Source organism: Flavobacterium sp. (assembly GCF_040402835.1).
In the GTDB taxonomy this organism is placed as follows: domain Bacteria; phylum Bacteroidota; class Bacteroidia; order Flavobacteriales; family Flavobacteriaceae; genus Flavobacterium.
This window is the reverse complement of the sequence record NZ_JBBALW010000002.1, coordinates 115,127-136,197: the sequence shown is the minus strand read 5'-3', so window position 1 is coordinate 136,197 and position 21,071 is coordinate 115,127. Positions and strand designations below refer to the sequence as shown.

Annotated in this window: 17 protein-coding genes; 7 read left to right on the top strand and 10 right to left on the bottom strand. The window is 34.7% G+C overall.

Annotation, left to right across the window (positions count from 1 at the left end):
• Positions 1-51 precede the first annotated feature (51 nt).
• From AC9UEH_RS01590 to AC9UEH_RS01570, 5 genes are all read right to left on the bottom strand, one after another.
• A complete protein-coding gene (locus AC9UEH_RS01590) occupies positions 52-390 on the bottom strand; it encodes a TM2 domain-containing protein (protein WP_509527829.1) in 339 nt (112 codons plus the stop codon).
• Positions 391-641: 251 nt separating this feature from the next.
• On the bottom strand, positions 642-1,097 hold the full coding sequence (locus tag AC9UEH_RS01585; RefSeq protein ID WP_509527827.1) for a GNAT family N-acetyltransferase: 456 nt from the start codon (positions 1,095-1,097) through the stop codon (positions 642-644).
• 119 nt (positions 1,098-1,216) lie between these two features.
• Entirely contained in the window at positions 1,217-3,634 is a 2,418-nt protein-coding gene (locus AC9UEH_RS01580; protein ID WP_509527826.1) for a ribonucleoside-diphosphate reductase subunit alpha, read from the bottom strand.
• A 284-nt stretch (positions 3,635-3,918) separates the two neighbouring features.
• Positions 3,919-4,896, bottom strand: coding sequence for a ribonucleotide-diphosphate reductase subunit beta (locus AC9UEH_RS01575; protein ID WP_509527825.1), 978 nt, complete (start codon positions 4,894-4,896; stop codon positions 3,919-3,921).
• 267 nt (positions 4,897-5,163) lie between these two features.
• On the bottom strand, positions 5,164-5,730 hold the full coding sequence (locus AC9UEH_RS01570; protein WP_509527823.1) for a DUF3109 family protein: 567 nt from the start codon (positions 5,728-5,730) through the stop codon (positions 5,164-5,166).
• A gap of 115 nt (positions 5,731-5,845) precedes the next feature.
• On the opposite strand from AC9UEH_RS01570, the gene AC9UEH_RS01565 reads away from it, so the two are divergent.
• From AC9UEH_RS01565 to AC9UEH_RS01555, 3 genes are read left to right on the top strand one after another with little or no spacing between them, the layout of a single operon-like run.
• The gene (locus tag AC9UEH_RS01565; protein WP_509527822.1) at positions 5,846-6,421 is read left to right on the top strand and encodes a MarC family protein; all 576 of its coding nucleotides are present in this window, start codon (positions 5,846-5,848) and stop codon (positions 6,419-6,421) included.
• A gap of 43 nt (positions 6,422-6,464) precedes the next feature.
• A complete protein-coding gene (locus tag AC9UEH_RS01560; RefSeq protein ID WP_509527821.1) occupies positions 6,465-6,659 on the top strand; it encodes a hypothetical protein in 195 nt (64 codons plus the stop codon).
• A 7-nt stretch (positions 6,660-6,666) separates the two neighbouring features.
• Positions 6,667-7,275 carry an FAD-dependent oxidoreductase gene (locus AC9UEH_RS01555; protein WP_509527852.1) on the top strand — a complete coding sequence of 203 codons (609 nt, stop codon included), beginning with the start codon at positions 6,667-6,669 and terminating at the stop codon, positions 7,273-7,275.
• A gap of 10 nt (positions 7,276-7,285) precedes the next feature.
• Here AC9UEH_RS01555 and AC9UEH_RS01550 read toward each other — a convergent pair whose 3' ends face one another.
• From AC9UEH_RS01550 to AC9UEH_RS01540, 3 genes are read right to left on the bottom strand one after another with little or no spacing between them, the layout of a single operon-like run.
• A complete protein-coding gene (locus tag AC9UEH_RS01550) occupies positions 7,286-8,860 on the bottom strand; it encodes a S41 family peptidase (RefSeq protein WP_509527820.1) in 1,575 nt (524 codons plus the stop codon).
• A complete protein-coding gene (locus AC9UEH_RS01545) occupies positions 8,861-9,292 on the bottom strand; it encodes a deoxycytidylate deaminase (protein WP_509527818.1) in 432 nt (143 codons plus the stop codon).
• Between the two features lie 4 nt (positions 9,293-9,296).
• The gene (locus tag AC9UEH_RS01540; protein WP_509527816.1) at positions 9,297-9,890 is read right to left on the bottom strand and encodes a HupE/UreJ family protein; all 594 of its coding nucleotides are present in this window, start codon (positions 9,888-9,890) and stop codon (positions 9,297-9,299) included.
• A gap of 189 nt (positions 9,891-10,079) precedes the next feature.
• On the opposite strand from AC9UEH_RS01540, the gene AC9UEH_RS01535 reads away from it, so the two are divergent.
• Positions 10,080-10,511 (top strand): tellurite resistance TerB family protein, encoded by a 432-nt coding sequence (locus tag AC9UEH_RS01535; protein WP_509527815.1) that lies wholly within the window; start codon positions 10,080-10,082, stop codon positions 10,509-10,511.
• Between the two features lie 84 nt (positions 10,512-10,595).
• Here the strand turns inward: AC9UEH_RS01535 and fbp are convergent, their stop codons facing one another.
• A complete protein-coding gene (fbp, locus tag AC9UEH_RS01530; RefSeq protein WP_509527850.1) occupies positions 10,596-11,615 on the bottom strand; it encodes a class 1 fructose-bisphosphatase in 1,020 nt (339 codons plus the stop codon).
• A gap of 174 nt (positions 11,616-11,789) precedes the next feature.
• Between fbp and AC9UEH_RS01525 the strand changes: the two genes are divergently transcribed.
• The 3 genes from AC9UEH_RS01525 to AC9UEH_RS01515 all read left to right on the top strand — a co-directional run bounded on the left by AC9UEH_RS01525 (position 11,790) and on the right by AC9UEH_RS01515 (position 17,048).
• On the top strand, positions 11,790-12,269 hold the full coding sequence (locus tag AC9UEH_RS01525; protein ID WP_509527814.1) for a GNAT family N-acetyltransferase: 480 nt from the start codon (positions 11,790-11,792) through the stop codon (positions 12,267-12,269).
• Positions 12,270-12,281: 12 nt separating this feature from the next.
• On the top strand, positions 12,282-13,541 hold the full coding sequence (locus AC9UEH_RS01520) for an aspartate kinase (RefSeq protein WP_509527812.1): 1,260 nt from the start codon (positions 12,282-12,284) through the stop codon (positions 13,539-13,541).
• Between the two features lie 96 nt (positions 13,542-13,637).
• Entirely contained in the window at positions 13,638-17,048 is a 3,411-nt protein-coding gene (locus AC9UEH_RS01515) for a DUF8818 domain-containing protein (protein WP_509527811.1), read from the top strand.
• A gap of 11 nt (positions 17,049-17,059) precedes the next feature.
• On the opposite strand, the gene AC9UEH_RS01510 is transcribed toward AC9UEH_RS01515, so the two are convergent.
• Complete coding sequence (locus AC9UEH_RS01510) at positions 17,060-20,941, bottom strand: T9SS type B sorting domain-containing protein (RefSeq protein WP_509527809.1); 3,882 nt, start codon at positions 20,939-20,941, stop codon at positions 17,060-17,062.
• Positions 20,942-21,071 lie beyond the last annotated feature (130 nt).

Here is a 21,071-nt window from a genome sequence, read left to right as displayed (position 1 = left end):
CGAAGTACAAGCTGCTAAAACAAATAGATATAACTTGTTTTTAGACATTATCTAATATAAAGCATTTTGAAATGTTTCCATATTTTTTTCTCGAGTTGTACTCATGATTGAAAACCAATCAACAATTGTCCAAATCATAAATCCACCACAGGTTAGTAATTTTAAAACACCCATTCCAGTGTCTCCTAACATGAATCTATCTATTCCTAATTGACCCGCTGATAAAGAAATAATCATCATTGTGTCGGGATTTTTAAATTGCATTTCTAAAACTAAAGGCCATTTTGAGTCTTCTAAGCTGTTTAATTTTTCTCGAATTGCTGATAAATGGTAGCTTTCAAAATATTTTGCATTGCTAATCATGAATAAGTCTACTTTTTGCGATTCCATAGTCTTAGATTTAAATTTATAGTATGCTAATGTATTAAAAATAGTATTACATTCTTTTTGATTATGTAAATTTATTTTAAATATTTTGCTTTTATTTTATACGCGATTACTTTTGTTAGTCTTTGAAGACTTTCAAAACGTTATGATAACTCTGTAGTTTAAGGAAGTACAATCGATTACTTTCAAAACGAGTTTCATTGTTTGTGTTACACACGAAACAAAACTCTAGCTGTTGGGTGTTGTTTATTTTATTATTTTTTTAGCTTTAATTTTTTTTTCATGCAAAGACTACTCTCAACGCCTATGTATTGTCCGTATTGTTCAGATATTTCATAACCGGATTTTGTATAAAGCGCTATTGCGTCATCTAGTTTTACAGAGGTTTCTAAAATAGCTTCCGAATGCAGCAATTCGGTTGCCCAAGCTTCTAATTCACTCAAAATACTGGTGGCAATGGCTTTGCCTCTGTGGTCTGGGTGAACAAACATTCTTTTTATTTCTGCTTTTTTATCGGAATGATTTTTAAATGCTCCACAACCTACAGGAATTGTGTTTTCATAACATACTATGACATTTTCTAAATAAATCTGGTTATAATATGCAAAAAATTCTTTTTCATCTCCATCGATATCAATTAAATATTCATCAAAAAGAGCTGTTAACTTTTGAAAATCTGAGTTTAAAGAGGTGGTTCGAATTAGTTTCATGCTGGCATATTTCTGTAATTCAAATAAAAAAAATGGTTTTTTAAATGAAATAGCTATTGGAAATGGTTGGGAAAAAAGCAGTTATCACTAAATAACTGCCTATTAAATATTTTTTGCAATTAGCTACCGCACATTTCACATTCGTCTGGTCCTGCATTTTTAGACAATTCTATCATGGCTTTGTACTCTTCTGGGGTCATTTCTACGGCTTGTGTAACTACAGGAATAGCTGCTAATTCTTGTTCTTGAACTAAAACTGGCTCTGCTTTTTTGTCGTTATTCAAAGTGAATTTTATAGCGTCAACGGCAGCTTTTGTTCGCAAATAGTACATTCCAGTTTTCAATCCTGATTGCCAAGCGTAGAAGTGCATGGACGTTAATTTTGAGTAACTGGCATTTTGCATGAACAAGTTCAACGATTGCGATTGATCCACAAAATACCCTCTGTGGCGGGACATATCGATGATGTCTTTCATGGACATTTCCCAAACGGTTTTGTACAATTCCTTTAAATCTTGTGGGATATTTAGGTTTTGAACCGATCCGTTTTCACGCATTAATTCTTGTTTCAACGTTTCTGTCCAAAGTCCTAATTTTACTAAATCTTCAAGCAAATGTTTATTTACTACAATGAATTCGCCCGAAAGTACACGTCGTGTGTAAATATTGGAAGTATAAGGCTCAAAAGCTTCGTTGTTTCCTAATATTTGCGAAGTCGAAGCTGTTGGCATTGGCGCTACTAAAAGCGAGTTTCTTACTCCGTTTTTCAATACTTCTTTACGCAATGCTGCCCAATCCCAACGGCCTGAAAGTTCTTCGTCTTTCATTCCCCAGAGGTTGTGCTGGAATTCTCCTTGCGATATTGGCGAACCAACATAACTTGAATACGGTCCTTCTTCGATTGCCAATTCCATAGATGCGGTTACGGCAGCAAAATATAATGTTTCAAAAATTTCTTGGTTCAATTTTTTAGCTTCGTCGCTTGTAAACGGTAACCGCAACATGATAAAAGCATCCGCCAAACCTTGCACTCCCAACCCAATTGGGCGGTGACGTTTGTTTGAATTTTCTCCTTCAATTACAGGATAATAATTTCTATCGATTACTTTATTCAAATTTCTGGTCACTCGTTTGGTAACGGTAAACAACAAATCGTGGTTGAATTTCCCGTTTTCAACGAACATTGGTAACGAAAGGGAAGCCAAATTACAAACTGCAATTTCGTCTTTCGATGTGAATTCCATAATCTCGGTACACAAATTCGATGAACGAATAGTTCCTAAATTTTTCTGGTTCGATTTTCTATTGGCTGCATCTTTGTACAGCATATATGGGGTTCCAGTCTCGATTTGCGATTCTAAAATTTTCTCCCATAATTCATGTGCTTTGATGGTTTTTCTACCCTTTCCAGCTGCTTCATACGAAGTATATAAGGCTTCGAATTCTTCCCCATAAACATCGTATAAACCTGGACATTCGTTCGGACACATCAACGTCCAAAGTCCGTCTTCTTGCACGCGTTTCATAAATAAATCGGAAGTCCACATTGCAAAAAATAAATCTCTGGCGCGCATTTCTTCTTTTCCAGTATTCTTTTTCAAATCCAAGAAATCGAAAATATCAGCATGCCAAGTTTCAATATAAATCGCAAAACTACCTTTACGTTTTCCACCGCCTTGATCTACGTAACGTGCAGTATCATTGAAAACTCTTAACATCGGAACAATTCCGTTCGACGTTCCATTGGTGCCACGAATATATGATCCTGTAGCGCGAACATTATGAATTGAAAGTCCAATTCCTCCTGCAGATTGCGAGATTTTCGCCGTTTGTTTTAGCGTATCATAAATCCCGTCGATGCTGTCGTCTTGCATTGCCAAAAGGAAACAAGAAGACATTTGAGGTTTTGGCGTTCCGGCATTGAACAATGTTGGGGTAGCGTGTGTGAAGAATTTTTTCGACATTAAGTCGTAGGTTTCTATCACAGAAGTCAAATCGTCTAGGTGAATTCCAACAGAAACTCGCATCAGCATGTGTTGCGGACGCTCTACAATTTTACCGTTTATTCTTAGCAAATAAGACCGTTCCAAAGTTTTGAAACCAAAATAATCGTAGTTAAAATCTCGGTTGTATATAATGTGGGAATCCAAAAATTCGGCGTTATCCATAATTACTTTGTGCACTTCTTCCGAAAGCAAAGGCGCTTTTTGCCCATTTCGTGGGTTCACGTAAAGGTACATTTCGTTCATTGTTTCCGAGAACGATTTTTTGGTATTGGAATGCAAATTCGAAATAGCGATTCTCGCTGCCAATTGTGCATAATCTGGATGCGCAATGGTCATCGAAGCCGCAGTTTCGGCTGCTAAATTATCTAATTCTGACGTAGAAACTCCATCATAAAGCCCTTCAATTACTCGCATTGCTACTTTTACAGCATCAACTAAATCGTTCAAACCGTAACATAGTTTTTTAATTCTATCGGTAATTTTGTCAAACATCACAGGCTCTTTGTGCCCATCTCTTTTTACTACGTACATACTTTTTTGTTTTTAAAACAGAAAATCCCTTCGCTGTTTTTCGTTATTTGTAATTTATGCAGAATTCGTTTCAGCATCTTTTTTTGGAGCTATTTACTTCGTCAGTTCGCTGCGCTCGTGTCCAGCTATCCATTGCAATCCACGCAAAAAAAGCGTGGGATTTCCATTACTAACTGCCTGTCGGAAGACAGGTCTGGGCTAGGGCTTCAGATGTAAGAATTAATTTCGAGTACTAATTACGATTTTAATAAAACCGCAATTCTAAATGGGGTGTAATTTATTTTCTAAAAATCAGCGTCAAAAGTAATTTTTTGAGCCTCTACATCCGTATTCATAACTCCCGATTTTTGATATTCGGCTACTTTCTTTTCAAAGAAATTGGTTTTTCCTTGAAGCGAAATCATATCCATAAAATCAAACGGGTTCGAGGTATTATATTCTCTGTCGCACCCTAATTCAACTAATAATCTGTCGGCAACAAATTCTAAATACTGCGTCATTAAAACAGCATTCATTCCAATTAAACTCACAGGAAGTGATTCGGTAATGAATTCTCTTTCAATATTTAAGGCATCCACAATAATCTCACGAATTCTATTTTTAGGAACTTTATTCACCAAGTGGTGGTTGTGCAAATGCACCGCAAAATCACAGTGAACTCCCTCATCTCGAGAAATTAATTCGTTAGAAAAGGTCAAACCTGGCATTAAACCACGTTTTTTCAACCAATAAATAGAACAAAAAGCCCCCGAAAAGAAAATCCCTTCTACGGCTGCAAAAGCAATTAATCTTTCGGCAAAAGAATCCGAATCAATCCATTTCAAAGCCCAATCAGCTTTTTTCTTAATAGCAGGAAAAACATCTAATGCATTGAATAATTCGTCTTTTTCCGCTTCATCTTTTACATACGTATCAATCAAAAGTGAATACGTTTCGCTATGAATGTTCTCCATCATAATTTGAAAACCGTAGAAAAATTTAGCTTCCGCATATTGCACTTCGTTTACGAAATTTTCGGCTAAATTTTCATTTACAATTCCGTCAGAAGCGGCGAAAAATGCCAAAATGTGTTTCACAAAATAGCGCTCTTCATCGGAAAGTTTGTTGTTCCAGTCATTTAAATCCTGTGACAAATCGATTTCTTCGGCAGTCCAAAAACTTGCCTCCATTTTCTTATACCATTCCCATATATCATGGTGTTTGATAGGGAAAATCACAAAGCGATTCTTATTTTCTTGTAAAATTGGTTCTACTGATGACATAGTGTGTTGAGGTTTATGAAATTATAAAAAGGATCTATTTGCCAAATCCGACCTACAATGATAGTGAATTATTGTGGTTATTAAAAGTCAAACTTATTCACAATTTACAATAGTTTTTAACAATTTGTAAAATGCGTTAATTTTTAATAAAAACACTAAAAACCTTAAAATCAATATTTTAAAATTACAATAAAAAGTTAAAGTCCCGTAAAATATAGGAATTTTAAATTTTTATAAAGTGTAAAAATGCGAGGGTTTATTGAGGTATTATTTTTTAATTTCTTGGGCAACTTTTTCAAGTTCCATATACCAATCTTCTCCAAATCGACGAATAAGGGCTTCTTTTACAAATTTGTAAACTGGAACTTCCAATTCTTTTCCTAAAGAACAGGCATCGTCACAAATTTCCCATTTGTCATAATTAACAGCGGCAAACTCGGTAAAATCTTTCACTCGAATTGGATATAAATGACAAGAAACAGGTTTTTTCCAATCAATTACACCCTGGTTGTAAGCTTGCTCAATTCCGCAAAGTGCAGTTTTTCCGTCATAAATAACGTAAGCACAATCTTTTTCATCAATTAAAGGCGTTTCAAGATCGCCATCGGTTCCTTTTCTCCAAGTTCCTTGCGACTCTATGGCAGCAATTCCTTCTTTGCGAAGAAAGGGTTTTATCTTTGGATAAATAGCTTCAAGGATTTTGGTTTCCGCCTCACTCAAAGGTGCGCCAGCATCTCCGTCAACGCAACACGCGCCTTTGCAAGCAGATAAATTGCATACAAATTCCTTTTCTAAAATGTCTTCCGAGACGATGGTTTTTCCTATTTGAAACATGCTGCAAATATAACTATTGTTTTGAATAGCGCATTGCAAATAACCTAATAATAACGGTGGTTTTAACTATTGTAATATTAATTTCTCTACTTTTGTAGTACTAAATAAAAAAAAAATGGAATTCGATTTTAAAGAAATTGCAACTGTAGGAATGGTACTTTTCGCTGTAATTGATATTGTAGGAACAATTCCAATTGTTGTAGATTTGAGAACAAAACACGGACATATTGAATCCGAGAAAGCATCGATTGTTGCGGCTTTAATTATGATTGTGTTTTTATTTGCTGGTGAAGGACTTTTGAAATTAATTGGAATTGACGTGCATTCATTTGCAGTAGCAGGTTCTTTCGTATTGTTTTTCTTGGCTTTAGAAATGATTTTGGGAATTCGGATTTATCGTGATGAAGAAGCCAGTTCAGCATCAATTGTCCCGATTGCATTTCCATTAATCGCAGGCGCAGGAACCATGACGACCTTACTTTCCTTGAAAGCACAATTTGCCACCGAAAATATTGTTGTGGCAATAATTCTAAATATAATTGTGGTTTACGGTGTATTAAAATCTTCTGCCAAAATCGAGAGAATGTTAGGAAAAAATGGTTTGGGCGTCATTAGAAAGACTTTTGGTGTTGTTTTACTTGCTATTGCTGTTAAATTATTTGCCGGTAATGTTAAAGGTTTATTCATGTAAATTATTTTTTTAGTAATTTTACGGCTTATTAAAATATACAGAAATGAAAATTTTTACTTCGATATTAGTTGTTTTAGCCCTCGCTCTAATAGGTTTTAATATCACATTACTTGATTTCAATCATCTTTTTGATGGCAAAAACTCTATTGCTTTGATAGGAATTGTTTCTTCCATTTGTGCTGTTCTGATTCTTTTGATTTTCAGAATGTCTAAAAAAATTGAAGATAGAACTAAATAATAAAGCAATGTTTGATTCGTTGATTATTGGTGGTGGTGTGTCGGGAATGTCTTGTGCGCTTGTTTTAGGTTCCGCTCACAAGAAACCATTTATGACCGATAAAAAAATCGGAATTATTGTTCATCAAAAAACATCTTCGCTACAAGAAGCTTTATTTAATAATGCTTACGGAATTAACCCAGGAACTTTAGGAAAAGAGTTGCTTTCACAAAGTATCCAACAATTATCCGAGTTATATCCGCATATTGCACAAATTGAAGGCGAAAAAGTAATTCGAATTGAAGGAAAATTTCCAAACTTCACCGTTATTACCAATAAAAATTCTTACCAAACCAAAACCATTGTTGTTGCCATTGGCTATTCCGATACATTTGCCATTGAAGGTTTGATGGAATTTGTGGAAACGCATAAAAAAGCACTTGCTGAAAAACAAAGAATCCAGCTCAAAAACACCGATCATAAAGTTGCTGATGGGATTTATGTTGTGGGAACATTAGCTGGCTGGCGTAGTCAATTGTCAATCGCTGCCGGCAGTGGGGCTGCAGTTGCAACGGATATTCTGACTTTATGGAACAACGGAATTCAAACGCAAAGTCACGATAAAGTTCAAAAATAATTTGGATTTATTATTTTAAATTTACCACTTTTTTTATCATTGCATCTTCTTTTAAAACAATCGAATAATAAAATTGTTCCCCAAATAATTGTCTTGCAAATTCAGCTGTTAAATACCTTTTTACCAAGTTTTTATCTTTTTCTAATTTCAAATCCAAACCGTTTTTAAACAAATACTTTTTGAAATTATTGAAATACATATCAGATTTATCCATTTTTGACAAAAATTGATTGAATTTCAAGCCTTCAAATTCCTTTCTGTTTTTATCTAATTCTTCAAAAACATAATAACTCACAGGTCCCGATTGCATCAAATAGCCAACACCTTCATCGCCGTGTTCAACTTCCAAAGGCACAAAAACATCAGGCACAATTCCGCCGCCACCATAAACTGTTTTGCCTTTTGGGGTCTTAAATTTAAGCGTGTTATCTACTTTTATGCTGTCTTTTTTGTACAACTCGCCATTTAATAATCGCTTATCGAATTCTTTGAAATACGCTTCGTTTCCGTTTTTATAGGATTTTTGAATCGACCGACCTGTTGGGGTGTAATATCTCGCAATGGTCAATCGCACCGCCGAACCGTCTTCGAAATTCATTTCTCGTTGCACCAATCCTTTTCCAAATGAACGCCTCCCAATAATAGTTCCTCTATCATTATCTTGAATGGCACCCGCTAAAATTTCACTTGCAGAAGCTGAATTTTCATTGATTAAAATAAACACTTTTCCGGTTTCAAAATTACCATTTGCCGTTGCATACGTTTTGTCAATGTTGCCTTTTTTATTTTTTGTAAAAACAATTAATTGCTTGTCTTTCAATAATTCATCGGCAATTTCAATCGCTTTTTCCATATAACCGCCACCATTATCACGAACATCGATTATTAAAGATGTCGCGCCTTGTTTTTTTAATTGCAACAGCCCTTTTTTGAATTCATCAGCGGTAGTTTCAGCAAAACGATTGATTTTTATATATCCAAATGTTGGTTTTATCATTACTACAGCGGCAACACTTTCAATGGCAACAACATCCCGTTTTAGTTTGAATTGTAATTTTTTATTTTCACTTTTGCGATAAATAGTCAGCGTAACTTCGGAACCTTTTTCGCCTTTTAATTTAGAAAATAGACTGTCGCTAATGAGTTTTCGACCAAATAATTTCTCTTTGTTTGCATATAAAATTCTATCGCCAGATTTAATTCCTACTTTTTCAGAAGGACCGCCTTTAACAGGTTTTACAATGGCAACGGTATCATTTAGCATATAAAAATTAACTCCAATTCCCACGAAATCACCTTTCATCGTTTCGGCAATTTGGCTTTGCTCGCTAGGTGGAACATAAACGGAATGAGGGTCTAATTTTTCTAAGATATTCGTAACCGCTAAATCAACAATAGAATCGGTATTTACCTTGTCAACATATTCATTATCAATGAAATCGATTAATTTGTTGAGTTTATTTTTATGATTATCCGAAGACGACACATTTCCTTGAGAAGGAAAATTAAGTTTGGCACCAAGAAGGATTCCTAATGCTAACGTTGAAAAAAACAAGATTGGAAAATATTTTTGGTTGGGTTTCATTTATTGTTCGAGAACTAAAATTTGTTCCACTTCAACACCTGCTTTTATCAAAAATTGAATTCCAGAATCATCACGATACCCGTTTTGATACACCACTCTTTTTATTCCCGATTGGTGAATTAATTTACTACATTCTTTGCAAGGCGAAAGTGTAATATATAGCGTTGCGCCTTCACAAGTTTGAGTTGAACGTGCTACTTTCAAAATTGCATTTGCCTCAGCATGAAGCACAAACCACTGTGTTAATCCTTCGTCATCTTCACAACAATTTTCAAATCCTGATGGCGTTCCGTTGTATCCATCGGAAATTATCATTTTATCACGAACGATAATTGCGCCCACTTGACGGCGTTTGCAATAGGAAAGTTGCCCCCATTCGGATGCAATTCGCAGATAGGCTTTATCGTATTTATTTAATTTTTTCTTTTCCATTTCTTTATCTAAGCCAAATTTTACTCTCAATTATCATTGGCAAAACAACTCCAATCACAAATGATGCCATTACTAATGTCCAGTCTCTTTTTGAAAATCTAAAAAGTGTTTGAACACAATAGGCAGCTATTAAAGCAACCAAAACAACTATAATTTGTGACGCTTCAATTCCCGTTGCAAATTCCAAAAGCGGTAATAATTTATCATTTGTAGTTCCGCCAAGTATTGATTTGAAATAAGTTGCAAAACCCAATCCATGAATAATTCCGAAAAACAAAGTGATGAAACCTATGACGCTTATACTTTCATTTTTGGATGATTTACCAGCCGTAAATAGATGGAAAAGTGCCGTTATTAATATTGTAATTAGAATCAAAAATTCAATAAGATTCACTTTTACAACCACAACTCCGTAAACCGAAAGCAGCAATGCAATTGTGTGACCAACCGTGAAAAGGGAAATCAAAATTAAAACGCGTTTCCAATCGTTAAATGAGTAGGGAACGGTCAAAGCGATTAAAAACAAAACGTGATCGAACGCATTTATGTTCAAAACGTGGCGCATTCCTATTTCAAAATAAATCCAAAATTCCGACATAGTTAATGTATTAAAGATTTAGTGCGTTCAAACTTACGAATTATTTTGAAAATAGTTAGGATAGATTTCAATAAATGGCAATTAAAATAAATGCGGTTTTCATTCCAATAATTATAAAATTTTAAGAAAAATAGGGCAAAAAAATATAAAATTATGTTTAAATTTGAGTAACATTAAAAAAATAAAATTATGTCATTTTCCGATTTATTTGATAACGAATTTAAGAGCAGAAACAGAGGTCATTTTTCTGCCATTGTGAGAGTTGCAACTGCTGATGGTGCTTTAAGTGCAGAGGAAAAATTATTTTTAGATAAATTAGCCCACAAACTCGAAATCACTCCCTTAGAATATGATGAAATATTAGAAAATCCGATGAAATATCCCATAAATCCTCCTTATTTATATACGCAGCGATTGGAACGTTTGTATGATTTAGCAAGAATGGTTTTTGCAGATCACATTTTAGGACAGCGCCAAAAAGATATTCTGATGAAATTTGCCGTAGCACTAGGATTTACGCCAAGTAACGTAAGTTATATTGTAGATAAAGCATTGTCGTTATTGGTTCAAAATGTTGATTTGGACACCTTTATTTTTGAAATGCAACACATGAACAAGTAGTAATCTGATGTATTTATAAAAAAATTACCATTAAGAAATAACGTGATTTCCTAATGGTAATTATCAAAACTATGTGTACTAATATTAGTATTTACTCAATTTTGCTTTGTGCATAAATTCTTCTGCCTTATCAACCATATTTTTACTTCCGCAGAAAAACGGGGCTCGTTCATGCAATTCATTGGGTTGAATTTCCATAATTCTATTCAAACCGTCAGAGGCTTTTCCGCCTGCTTGTTCAGCAATAAAAGCCATTGGGTTGCATTCGTATAACAATCTTAATTTCCCTTTTGGAGATTTCGAACTAGTTGGATAAATGTAAATGCCGCCTTTGATCATATTTCTATGAAAATCGGAAACTAAACTTCCAATATATCTCGAAGTATAAGGTCTGTCGCCTTCTTCAGTTTGGCAATATTTAATATAATCTTTCACTCCTTGCGGAAAATGAACATAATTTCCTTCATTTATAGAATAAATAGTTCCGTCTTCAGAAAATTTCATATTGGGATGTGAAAGGTAAAAAGTTCCAATTGCAGGATTTAAAGTAAACCCATTTACGCCGTCGCCAGTGGTATAAACCAACATGGTTGACGTTCCATAAATCACATATCCAGCCGCAACTTGATTGATTCCAGGTTGTAGGAAATCTTCCATAGTCACAGGCGTGCCTATAGACGAAATTCTTCTGAAAACAGAAAAAATAGTTCCGACGGATACATTTACATCAATATTTGAAGAGCCGTCAAGCGGATCCATAAGTACCACATATTTGTTGTTATGGCAATTATCATTCCCAGCAACGGTAATGAACTCGTCATTTTCTTCCGAAGCAATTCCGCATACAATCTCACGATTAATTAGCGTTTGAATGAAAATATCATTGGCATAAACATCTAATTTTTGTTGGTCTTCGCCTTGGATGTTTTGTTCTCCAGCGGCACCAACAATATCAACTAATCCCGCTTTATTTACCTTGTAATTTACAACCTTGGCAGCCAATCGAATTGAGTTGATAATTCTAGATAATTCTCCCGATGAATATTGAAAGGAAGTTTGATTTTCAATAATAAATTCGCCGAGTGTTCTGTTGCGTTGCTCCATTGCTATATCGTTGTAGTTAATTTTCCACAAATATCGTTTTTTTTGTGATAATGGATTGTTTTTTATTGGATAGTTTTTCAGATTTGTATATTTGCCCTATAAAGTGCAACTTTTTTTAAAATTTTGCTTTTTAAAGTAGTTTTAATTAGAATTCTATACAAATAAAATCATCTGATGAACATTAGAAAAGGTACAATTGAAGATATGTCTGTGGTTTTAGATTTAATAAAAGAACTGGCAACTTTTGAAAAAGAACCCAATGCAGTTGTGGTAACAGTTGCCGATTTGGAACGCGATGGTTTCAGCGAAAGCCCATTATTCTATACGTTTATAGCGGAACAAAATAATGAAATTGTTGGAATGGCGCTTTATTATTACCGATATTCAACATGGAAAGGTCGCACGATTCACTTGGAAGATTTAATTGTAAAAGAGAAAATGCGAGGTTCCGGATTGGGTTTCGAGTTATATACTGCGGTTATCGCTCAAGGCAAATGTGATGGCGTTCGGAGAATAGAATGGAATGTATTGGATTGGAATACACCTGCAATAGAATTCTACGAAAAATCGGGTGCAAAAGTCTTAAAAGACTGGCTTGTAGCCCAAATGGATGAAAATGGAATAAATGCTTTTTTAGAAAAAAATAAGAATTAATCATTTTAGAAAATGAGAATATTTAAATTTGGAGGTGCATCCGTAAAAGATGCTGAAGGGATCAGAAACGTGCATAACGTATTGCAAACAGTAGGTTTTGAAGACGTTTTGTTGGTTATTTCTGCCATGGGAAAAACGACAAATGCACTTGAAATTGTCATTAAAAATTATTTTGACAAATCTCCTGAGTTGCAATCTTCGGTTCAAGAAGTGAAAAAATACCACAATCAAATTCTTTTGGATTTATTTGAAGATGAAAAAAATGCTGTTTTCACTGATGTAAATTCTCTTTTTGCCGAATTAGATCATTTTCTAAGTCAGAATAAATCACCAAATTATAATTTTGTTTACGACCAAGTTGTGAGTTATGGTGAGTTAATTTCAACAACAATTATAAGTCATTATATGAGTTTTATGGGAATTAAAACGCAATGGCTCGATGTTCGGGATTTCATAAAAACAGATAACAATTACCGTGATGCAACCGTTGATTGGGATTTGACACAAAAGAATATTTCTAAAAATGTCAAGAAAAAAATATTGAATGTAACGCAAGGATTTTTAGGTTCGGATGAAAATAATTTCACCACAACTTTAGGGCGTGAGGGTTCGGATTATACCGCTGCAATTTTTGCCTATTGCCTTAACGCAGAAAGCGTTACGATTTGGAAAGATGTTCCTGGCGTGATGAATGCCGATCCTCGTTATTTTGAAAATGCAAGTTTGTTGAATCAAATTTCGTATCGGGAAGCTATTGAATTGGCGTTTTATGGCGCCACTGTAATTCACCCAAAAACTTTGCAGCCTTTGCAAAAAAAGGAAATTCCGTTGTTTGTAAAATCGTTTGTAAATCCAACTTTACCAGGAACAAGTGTTTCCAAAGGAGCTGATTTAGAACCGCATTTGCCATGTTTTATTGTAAAGAAAAACCAATTACTTCTTTCGCTTTCCTCCATAGATTTTTCATTTATTATGGAAGAAAACATCAGTGAAATATTTTCACTATTGCATAATTATAAAATGAAAGTGAGCTTAATTCAGAATTCAGCAATTAGTTTTTCGGTTTGTATTGACGATAAATTTGGAAATTTTAACGAGCTGAAAACGATACTTTCTAAGAAATTCCAAATTGCTTATAATGAAAATGTTTCTCTTTATACCATTCGACATTTTGATGAAAAAGCAGCGCAAATGGTAGAACTAAATAAAGATGTTTTGCTCAAACAAGTGAGCCGCGAAACGATGCAAATTATTACCAAAGAAAATATTTAGTTCTACTAAATTGAGTTTCAACTGTTTTGAAATCCTCAAATCTTCGCATATTTAAACTAAACACACTACTTTTGATGTCTGTGCGTTATATTATTTGTGTTGAGAAAATTATTATACCTGTTTGCTTTGCTTTCAATTTCTGGACTTCAAGCCCAAGAATTGGCAACGCCGTATAAAAACAAGAAAATAATTGCATCTCAAAACCCCATTCAAATTGATAGTGTAAGTCTAAATTCGAGCTTTTTTAAATTAGAAAACATAAAAGGCGAACCCATTGACACTTCTTTTTATAAGATGGATTTTCAAAAAGGAATGTTGGTTTTTAAAGATAATTTCCCTTTATTGAAAGATACTTTAACCGTTCGATTTCTAAAATTTCCAAATTTTTTAACCAGAGAATACAGCATTTACGATAGAAGTCGAGTGGTTAGCAACGATGCAACTTTGGGCGATTTATACAAAATTTCAAGAAGTCCGCTCAAAAAATTTGTTCCTTTTGACGGATTGAGTACTTCGGGAAGTTTAACACGTGGAATCACCATTGGAAACAACCAAAATGCAGTTGTAAATTCCGCTTTGGATTTGCAAATTTCAGGGAAAATTTCAGATAAAGTTACCTTAAGAGCATCAATTCAAGACAGTAATATTCCATTGCAATCAGGCGGATATTCTCAGAAATTAGATGAATTTGACCAGATTTTCATCGAACTTTCATCTAATAAATGGAATATTCGGGCAGGAGATTTATTCTTGGAAAACAGAAGTTCTAAGTTTTTAAATTTCAATAAAAAAGTTCAAGGATTATCGACTCGTTTTGAATTTGGAACACCCGATTCCAAGACAACCGTTTTTGCTTCGGCAGCTTTGGTTCGTGGACAATATGCGAAAAGTGCGTTTGTGGGACAGGAAGGAAATCAAGGCCCGTATAAATTGCGTGGTCCAAATGGCGAATTGTACATCTTAGTAATTTCTGGGTCTGAGCGTGTTTATGTAAATGGAATTCTTCTGAAAAGAGGGGAAAATAACGATTATATTATCGATTATAATGCTGGAGAATTAAAATTCACATCGCTTTTTCCGATAACTTCCGAAATGCGAATTTCTATTGAATACCAATATACCGATAGAAATTACACCCGTTTTGTAACGTATGCAGGAGCAACTCACGAGCAAGAAAAATGGAGTATTGGCGGGTATTTGTATTCTGAAAATGATGTCAAAAATCAACCTTTGCAACAAAATTTGTCAACGGAACAAGCTCAGATTTTAGTAAACGCAGGGGATAATCCCAATTTAATGTCGGCACCATCGGCGTATATTGATAGCTATTCTGAGAATAAAATTCTTTATAAAAAAATCCTTTTAAATGGCGTTTCTGTATTTCAATATTCAAATTTGGCAACAGATGAATTGTACAATGTAAAATTTAGTTTAATTGGAAATAATCTTGGAAATTATATTTTGTCAAGTGCTGCCGCTATTGGGAAAATATATCAATATATTGCCCCTGCAAATGGAATCCCACAAGGAAATTACGAGCCAATTATACGTTTAGTTGCGCCTACTAAAATTCAAATTGCAACAGTTTTAGGAAAATTTAATCCATCGGAAAAGACAAATGTTGATTTTGAAATTGGCATTAGCAATAACGATAAAAATCTTTTTTCTTCCATTGATGATACTGATAATAAAGGTTTTGCAGGAAAGATAAACTTCAAACAGCGCCTGTTTTCAAAAAAATGGAAAGTGGATGCTTTCGCAAATTACCAATTGGTGCAAAAACAATTCAAAACAATTGAGCGGTTGTTTACCATTGAATTTGACCGCGATTGGAATTTGATTAATCCATTGGGAAATCAAAGTTTGTTGGTGTCAGGATTGCAATTTAATTTGCCCGAAAAAGGAATTTTAACGTATCAATTTGAGAAATTAGATTTTACCGAAAGCTTTTCAGGAATGCGAAATATTTTAAATGCAGATTTCAAATTTAAGAATTGGAGCGTTCAAAATAAAGGCAGTTTTCTAAAAAGTGATAGCGAATATTCGTCATCAAAATTCATTAGAAACCAAACCCAAACGCGGTATCATTTCAATAAAAATTGGATTGGCGCCACATTGAGACTGGAAAACAATCAAGAAAAAATTAAAGCAACCGACCAATTTTCAGCTTTAAGCCAACGTTTTACAGAATATGGAGGGTTTATCGGAAGAGGCGACAGTACGAAAGTTTTTGTGGAATTGGGGTATCTAAGTCGAACGAATGACAGTTTGCAAAACGGATTTTTGAACCGTGTAAATAATTCGCAATCCTATTATTTGAAGTCTAAATTAATACAAACTGATAAAAGCGATTTGGCGGTATTTGTAAATTATAGAAACTTGAAATTTATTGATAACGCGAGAACTTCTGAACCTTCTTTGAATTCCAGATTATTGTATAACGACCGATTTTTTAATCAATTAATTCAAATTACAACGGCTTACGAAACTACTTCTGGGACTATTGCGCAACAAGAATTTACTTATCTTGAAGTTGCTCCTGGACGCGGCGTTTATGCTTGGAACGACTATAACAGCAACGGAATTCAAGAATTAGAAGAGTTTGAAGTCGCACCATTTATTGACCAAGCAAAGTATGTTCGGGTGTATTTGCCCAATCAGATTTTCATTAAAACCCATCAAAATAAATTTTCGCAATCCGTGACATTAAATCCCAATCAGTGGCAAAATGAAAAAGGATTTAAGCATTTTTTATCGTATTTCTACAACCAAACTTCCTTTTTAGGGGAACGCAAAATCAAGCGAATTGGCAGTGATTTCGATTTCAATCCGCTTAGTTCAAATGGAACAAATTTATTGGGTTTGAATTCCAGTTTTCGAAATAGTTTGTTCTACAACCGGGGCAAACAAAAACATTCTGTGACGTATACTTATTTGAGTAGTCAGACAAAAAACTTACTTTCTGTGGGTTCACAGGAAAACAGCAATCAATCGCATCAAGTGCAATACAACCATTTGTATGAGAAGAATTGGCTGATTAATTTTGCTGGAAAAACGATTGCTTCCAAAACAACTTCCGAAAATTATGGGACTAAAAATTTTGAATTAAAAGGCTATCAAATGGCGCCAAAAATTTCCTATTTGTTCTCAAAAAATGCAAGTTGGGATTTGTTTTATGAGTATCAGAAAAAAGAAAATAAAATAGGTTCATTGGAAACACTGGCACAAAGCCACTTTGGGACCTCCTTTACCTATTCCACCGAAAAGCAACTTTCTATGAACGGCGAGTTTTCATTGTATGAAAATAAATTCGTTGGCGATGATTTGTCCCCAGTTGCCTATCAAATGTTGGAAGGATTACAACCCGGTAAAAACCTGACTTGGCGTTTGTTAATCCAAAAAAACCTGACACAATTCTTAGATATTAATCTAAATTATCAAGGTCGAAAAAGCGAAACCAGCAATGCAATTCACACGGGAAGTATTCAATTACGGGCTTATTTTTAGGGGCTTTGTAATTATCTTTTTAATGAAAAGTGGGATTTAAATATTTTCAAATCTGTTGTCAAAGGCTCGATGTATTCTACTGTAAACCAATAATCTGATGCTGGTAAAAGCACCCCTAAATAAGTTCCGTCCCAGCCCAAACTCTTAGAACTTATCTGTTTTAAAAATTTACCATAACGGTCAAAAATAAAGATATTGGAAGTTGGCTGATTTTCTAAACCAATAATATTCCAATAATCGTTAAAGCCGTCATTATTTGGTGTAAAATACGTTGGATAACCAATTATAAATACGTTGGTACTCAAATTGGTACATCCGTTGGTATCCGTTACCGTTACAAGATGACTTCCCGGGTTTACATTAGTGAAAACATTAGAAAATTGTAAAGCGCCATAATCTAAGGCATATTGATAATTTGGATTTGGGTCTAAAACAGTTACTGTTATAGATGCATTTTGATCAAAAGCAAATGACCCAACAGCCGAAATGCTTGTTGCGGGAAGTGAAGAAGTGACTGTTGCAAAAACACTTGAAGAAACACATCTAGTTGCTATATTGGTAGCAATAACAGAATAGTTACCAGCTGCTGAAGCTACAAAAGTACTGCTTGAACCCGCTTGTAAAACACCATTTAAAAACCACTGAAAAATATAATCGGTGTTATTAAGATTGCTGTTTAAAGTATAGGTTGTAAAGGCTACACCCAATGCGTCAACGCAAATATTCCCGCCAGTAAGTGAAGGGCGCGGCAATGGATTTACAATTGCAGTTACCGACATTGGTGATCCAACGCAGCCATTTAATTCTGGGGTAATCGTGTAAATTGCATTTCCAACAGCATTTCCTGCAGTTTCCAATACTTGAATTATTGAAGTTCCTGAATCACCTAATGCCCCTGTTACTCCATTTTGAATTACTGTCCAGGTTAACGCTGTGCCTGAAAGACTTGATGACAATACGATTGAAGTACTATCGCCAGAACAAATTGGCGCTTGTATGGGGATTGCTGTAAAGCTAGGCGTTGGTTTTACAGTAACAAAAACTTGAACTGTTGTTCCAATGCAACCGTTTGAGGTTGGACTTACAGAATAAATTGCGGTTCCAACTGAGGGTAAAACTACCGAAAGTGGCTGTGCAATTGCCGTTCCCGTTCCAGGAGAAGTTCCCGTTAAATTAGTTTGATTCACAGTCCAATTAAAAATAGTGTTAATCACTGGGCTTGATAAAGAAATAGCTGAAGTTTGCCCTGAGCACAGTGTTTGTCCGGCAGAAGGATTGATTATTGCTACAGGAATTGGATTTACGATAATAGAAATGGTAGTTGTTATTCCTCTACAACCATTTACTAAAGGGGTAATTGCGTAAACTGCCTCACCTGAAGTATTTGTGATTGTATTTAATATTTGCGTTATTACGTTTCCAGTTCCTATTGAACCTCCTGTAACATTATTTTGAATTAAATTCCAACTAAAATTAGTGTTTGGCATAGACCCAACTAAGTTAATCGCTGTTGCACTTCCTGAACAAATTGAACTAGAAACAGCAGTAGCGGTCAAGGTTGGTTTAGGTGTTACGATTACTGAAACTATAATTGGTGTACCCGAACAACCATTATTTGTTGGGGTAATTGTATATTGAACATTTCCAAGCAGGGTTCCGGTAGCGGTTAAAACTTGTGAAATAATATTTCCTGTACTTGAAGAATCTCCTGAGACATCCGTTGCCGTTGTTGTCCAACTAAAAGTAGTTCCTGATATTGCGCTTGATAATAAAATTCCTGTAGATTGCAACGAACAAATGGTTTCACTTGTTGGAGTTGCTGTAACCGAAGGGATAGGTTTGATAACTACCTGAATTATAGTAGGTGTGGCACATTCTCCTGGATTAGGAGTAAAGGTATATGTAGTAGTTGCATTAGGATTAAAAGATGGTGACCAGGTTCCCGAAACTCCATTTGTAGATAATAAAGGCAAACTTATACTATTTCCAAAACAAACAGGTGTAATTGGAGAAAATGTTGATGTTATTGTGTTTGGAATTGGATTAATATCTACTCTTACCGATGGCGAAGTGCAACTGTTGGCATTAGTTACGGTGTAATTATAGGTTCCTGTTGCTAGATTAGAAATTGTTGTTGATGAAGTGTTGCCGGTGATTCCCCCGGGATTTATTATCCAATTTCCTGTAGGTAATCCTGTCAATACAACGCTTCCTGTAGTTGAACATGTTGGATGAGTAATTGAACCGATTGTTGGTGCAGGATTTGAATTAACAGTAATTGTTACTGATTTTTGATAAATACAAGTAGGCGTTTCTCTAAAATAAAGATCGTCAATTGCAAAATCATTATTGCCAAAAGCTTCTCTATCAATAATACTAATTACCGCAGTTGTATTAGTTCCTGAATTCCATACATAAGAATGCTCCTCCCAAACACATGGACTAGAAGGAACTGTTGCTACTGGCCCGATAGAAATATTATTAATTAAAACTTCTAACTTTGCTGGACCGCCAATTGATATTGCGGTTAAAAAATAACTAAATGTATAATTTTTACCCGGAATTACGGTGATTGGTAATTGTGAATACCAAACTTTAGCAGTTCCAGTTGTAGAACCATCGGCTACTAACATATTTCCACTTGATGAAGTGTGATCTGAACAAGCTGAAAACGGATTAAACCAATTTCTTGGATTCGTTGCAACTCCATAAGCTCCTTGAACCCCTGAAGCCGGAACTGTACCAATATTAAAGTAGACATAATCTGTAAGAAATCCTATATTCCCTAAAGTAAAATCCCCATTGACTACTAAATTAATTGGGTTTGCAGGTATTCCCGAAGTAACCGTGTAGGTTGTAGTTCTTATTGGACTTACTGTTGGTGTTGCGCTGGTGCTATTGGTTACCGTTAAACTAGTGTCTATGGGGTTTGCAGTCCACAAATAAGGAAAGGTGCTTCCGCTCACAGACAAATTTGTTGAGGATCCTGCGCAAATTGTAGTTGGTGCGCTAATAGTTATATCATTTGGAGGAGTCAATATCACAATCGTTGGGGGAACCGTTGCTCCTGCTGCATCTTGAATTGAAAGAGTATAAGTTCCGGCAATCAAGTTACTAAAAACTCCCGTTGAATTTGAAATAGAAAAAATACTAGTTGTTAATGAAAAAGTATAGGGTAACATACCTCCTGTTCCAATTCCTGTAATAGTTCCATCTAAAGAGGTTGGGCAAGTAGGATTTATTGATGTTTGAGCTAATGATAATGGAAGTGCACCAAGTGTGAGAGTGAAATCATCCAAAGCAAAATCATTTCCTAAAACACTGATGTTGTTATTTCTTAGTTCTATTAAAGCATTATTGGCAGTAGCTGTAAAGGTATAGCTAACTTGCCTCCACCCTTGGCTTGGAAGTGGCGCATAGTTATTTGTGCTGGCTGGGTTTATATTTGATGCATTTACAAAAAACACATTAATATTGGCTTGAGTTGCATTATTTGTTACATCATTTGAAACAGATTTTATCCAATAACTAAATGTATAGGTGGTCCCTGCTATAAATCCGGTTAATGCTCCACCTGTTGAAGTACAAGACCATAACCTTGAATTTGGAACAGTATTACCATCTACAACGAGCATTTTTCCAGACCCTGTAGTGTGATCACCGCCAGAAATAAAGGTACTGTTTAATAATTGAGGATTCGTTGTAAAGGCATAATTTCCAGAAGTACTTGAACCGGTAGTAGGATTAATTTGGGTGTATCCTATTCCGTTAATAAGAAAACCGACACCATTTCCTCCTACTTCAAAATTGCCATTAGTTAATGTTTGTCCTGAAACAATATTTGAGAAGGGAATTAAAATCAAAAAAAGAAAATAGTGCGCGATGTATTTCATTACTTTTTATAATATGAATTTATTCAAATATAATATATCAATCTTTAAGAAAAAAATATAGAAGATATATAAAAACTATACAATCCACTTAAATAGACAACTAATTTTTTACACAAAAATAAGGGCTAAA

Excerpts from the sequence above, each read along its gene's own strand:
- AC9UEH_RS01560 (WP_509527821.1), top strand. The coding sequence starts at position 6,465 with ATGAAAATTTTTACTTCGATATTAGTTGTTTTAGCCCTCGCTCTAATA.
- AC9UEH_RS01565 (WP_509527822.1), top strand. The coding sequence starts at position 5,846 with ATGGAATTCGATTTTAAAGAAATTGCAACTGTAGGAATGGTACTTTTC.
- AC9UEH_RS01555 (WP_509527852.1), top strand. The coding sequence starts at position 6,667 with ATGTTTGATTCGTTGATTATTGGTGGTGGTGTGTCGGGAATGTCTTGT.
- AC9UEH_RS01540 (WP_509527816.1), bottom strand. The coding sequence starts at position 9,890 with ATGTCGGAATTTTGGATTTATTTTGAAATAGGAATGCGCCACGTTTTG.
- AC9UEH_RS01535 (WP_509527815.1), top strand. The coding sequence starts at position 10,080 with ATGTCATTTTCCGATTTATTTGATAACGAATTTAAGAGCAGAAACAGA.
- AC9UEH_RS01525 (WP_509527814.1), top strand. The coding sequence starts at position 11,790 with ATGAACATTAGAAAAGGTACAATTGAAGATATGTCTGTGGTTTTAGAT.
- AC9UEH_RS01575 (WP_509527825.1), bottom strand. The coding sequence starts at position 4,896 with ATGTCATCAGTAGAACCAATTTTACAAGAAAATAAGAATCGCTTTGTG.
- fbp (WP_509527850.1), bottom strand. The coding sequence starts at position 11,615 with ATGGAGCAACGCAACAGAACACTCGGCGAATTTATTATTGAAAATCAA.
- AC9UEH_RS01520 (WP_509527812.1), top strand. The coding sequence starts at position 12,282 with ATGAGAATATTTAAATTTGGAGGTGCATCCGTAAAAGATGCTGAAGGG.
- AC9UEH_RS01590 (WP_509527829.1), bottom strand. The coding sequence starts at position 390 with ATGGAATCGCAAAAAGTAGACTTATTCATGATTAGCAATGCAAAATAT.
- AC9UEH_RS01585 (WP_509527827.1), bottom strand. The coding sequence starts at position 1,097 with ATGAAACTAATTCGAACCACCTCTTTAAACTCAGATTTTCAAAAGTTA.
- AC9UEH_RS01510 (WP_509527809.1), bottom strand. The coding sequence starts at position 20,941 with ATGAAATACATCGCGCACTATTTTCTTTTTTTGATTTTAATTCCCTTC.
- AC9UEH_RS01580 (WP_509527826.1), bottom strand. The coding sequence starts at position 3,634 with ATGTACGTAGTAAAAAGAGATGGGCACAAAGAGCCTGTGATGTTTGAC.
- AC9UEH_RS01550 (WP_509527820.1), bottom strand. The coding sequence starts at position 8,860 with ATGAAACCCAACCAAAAATATTTTCCAATCTTGTTTTTTTCAACGTTA.
- AC9UEH_RS01545 (WP_509527818.1), bottom strand. The coding sequence starts at position 9,292 with ATGGAAAAGAAAAAATTAAATAAATACGATAAAGCCTATCTGCGAATT.
- AC9UEH_RS01570 (WP_509527823.1), bottom strand. The coding sequence starts at position 5,730 with ATGTTTCAAATAGGAAAAACCATCGTCTCGGAAGACATTTTAGAAAAG.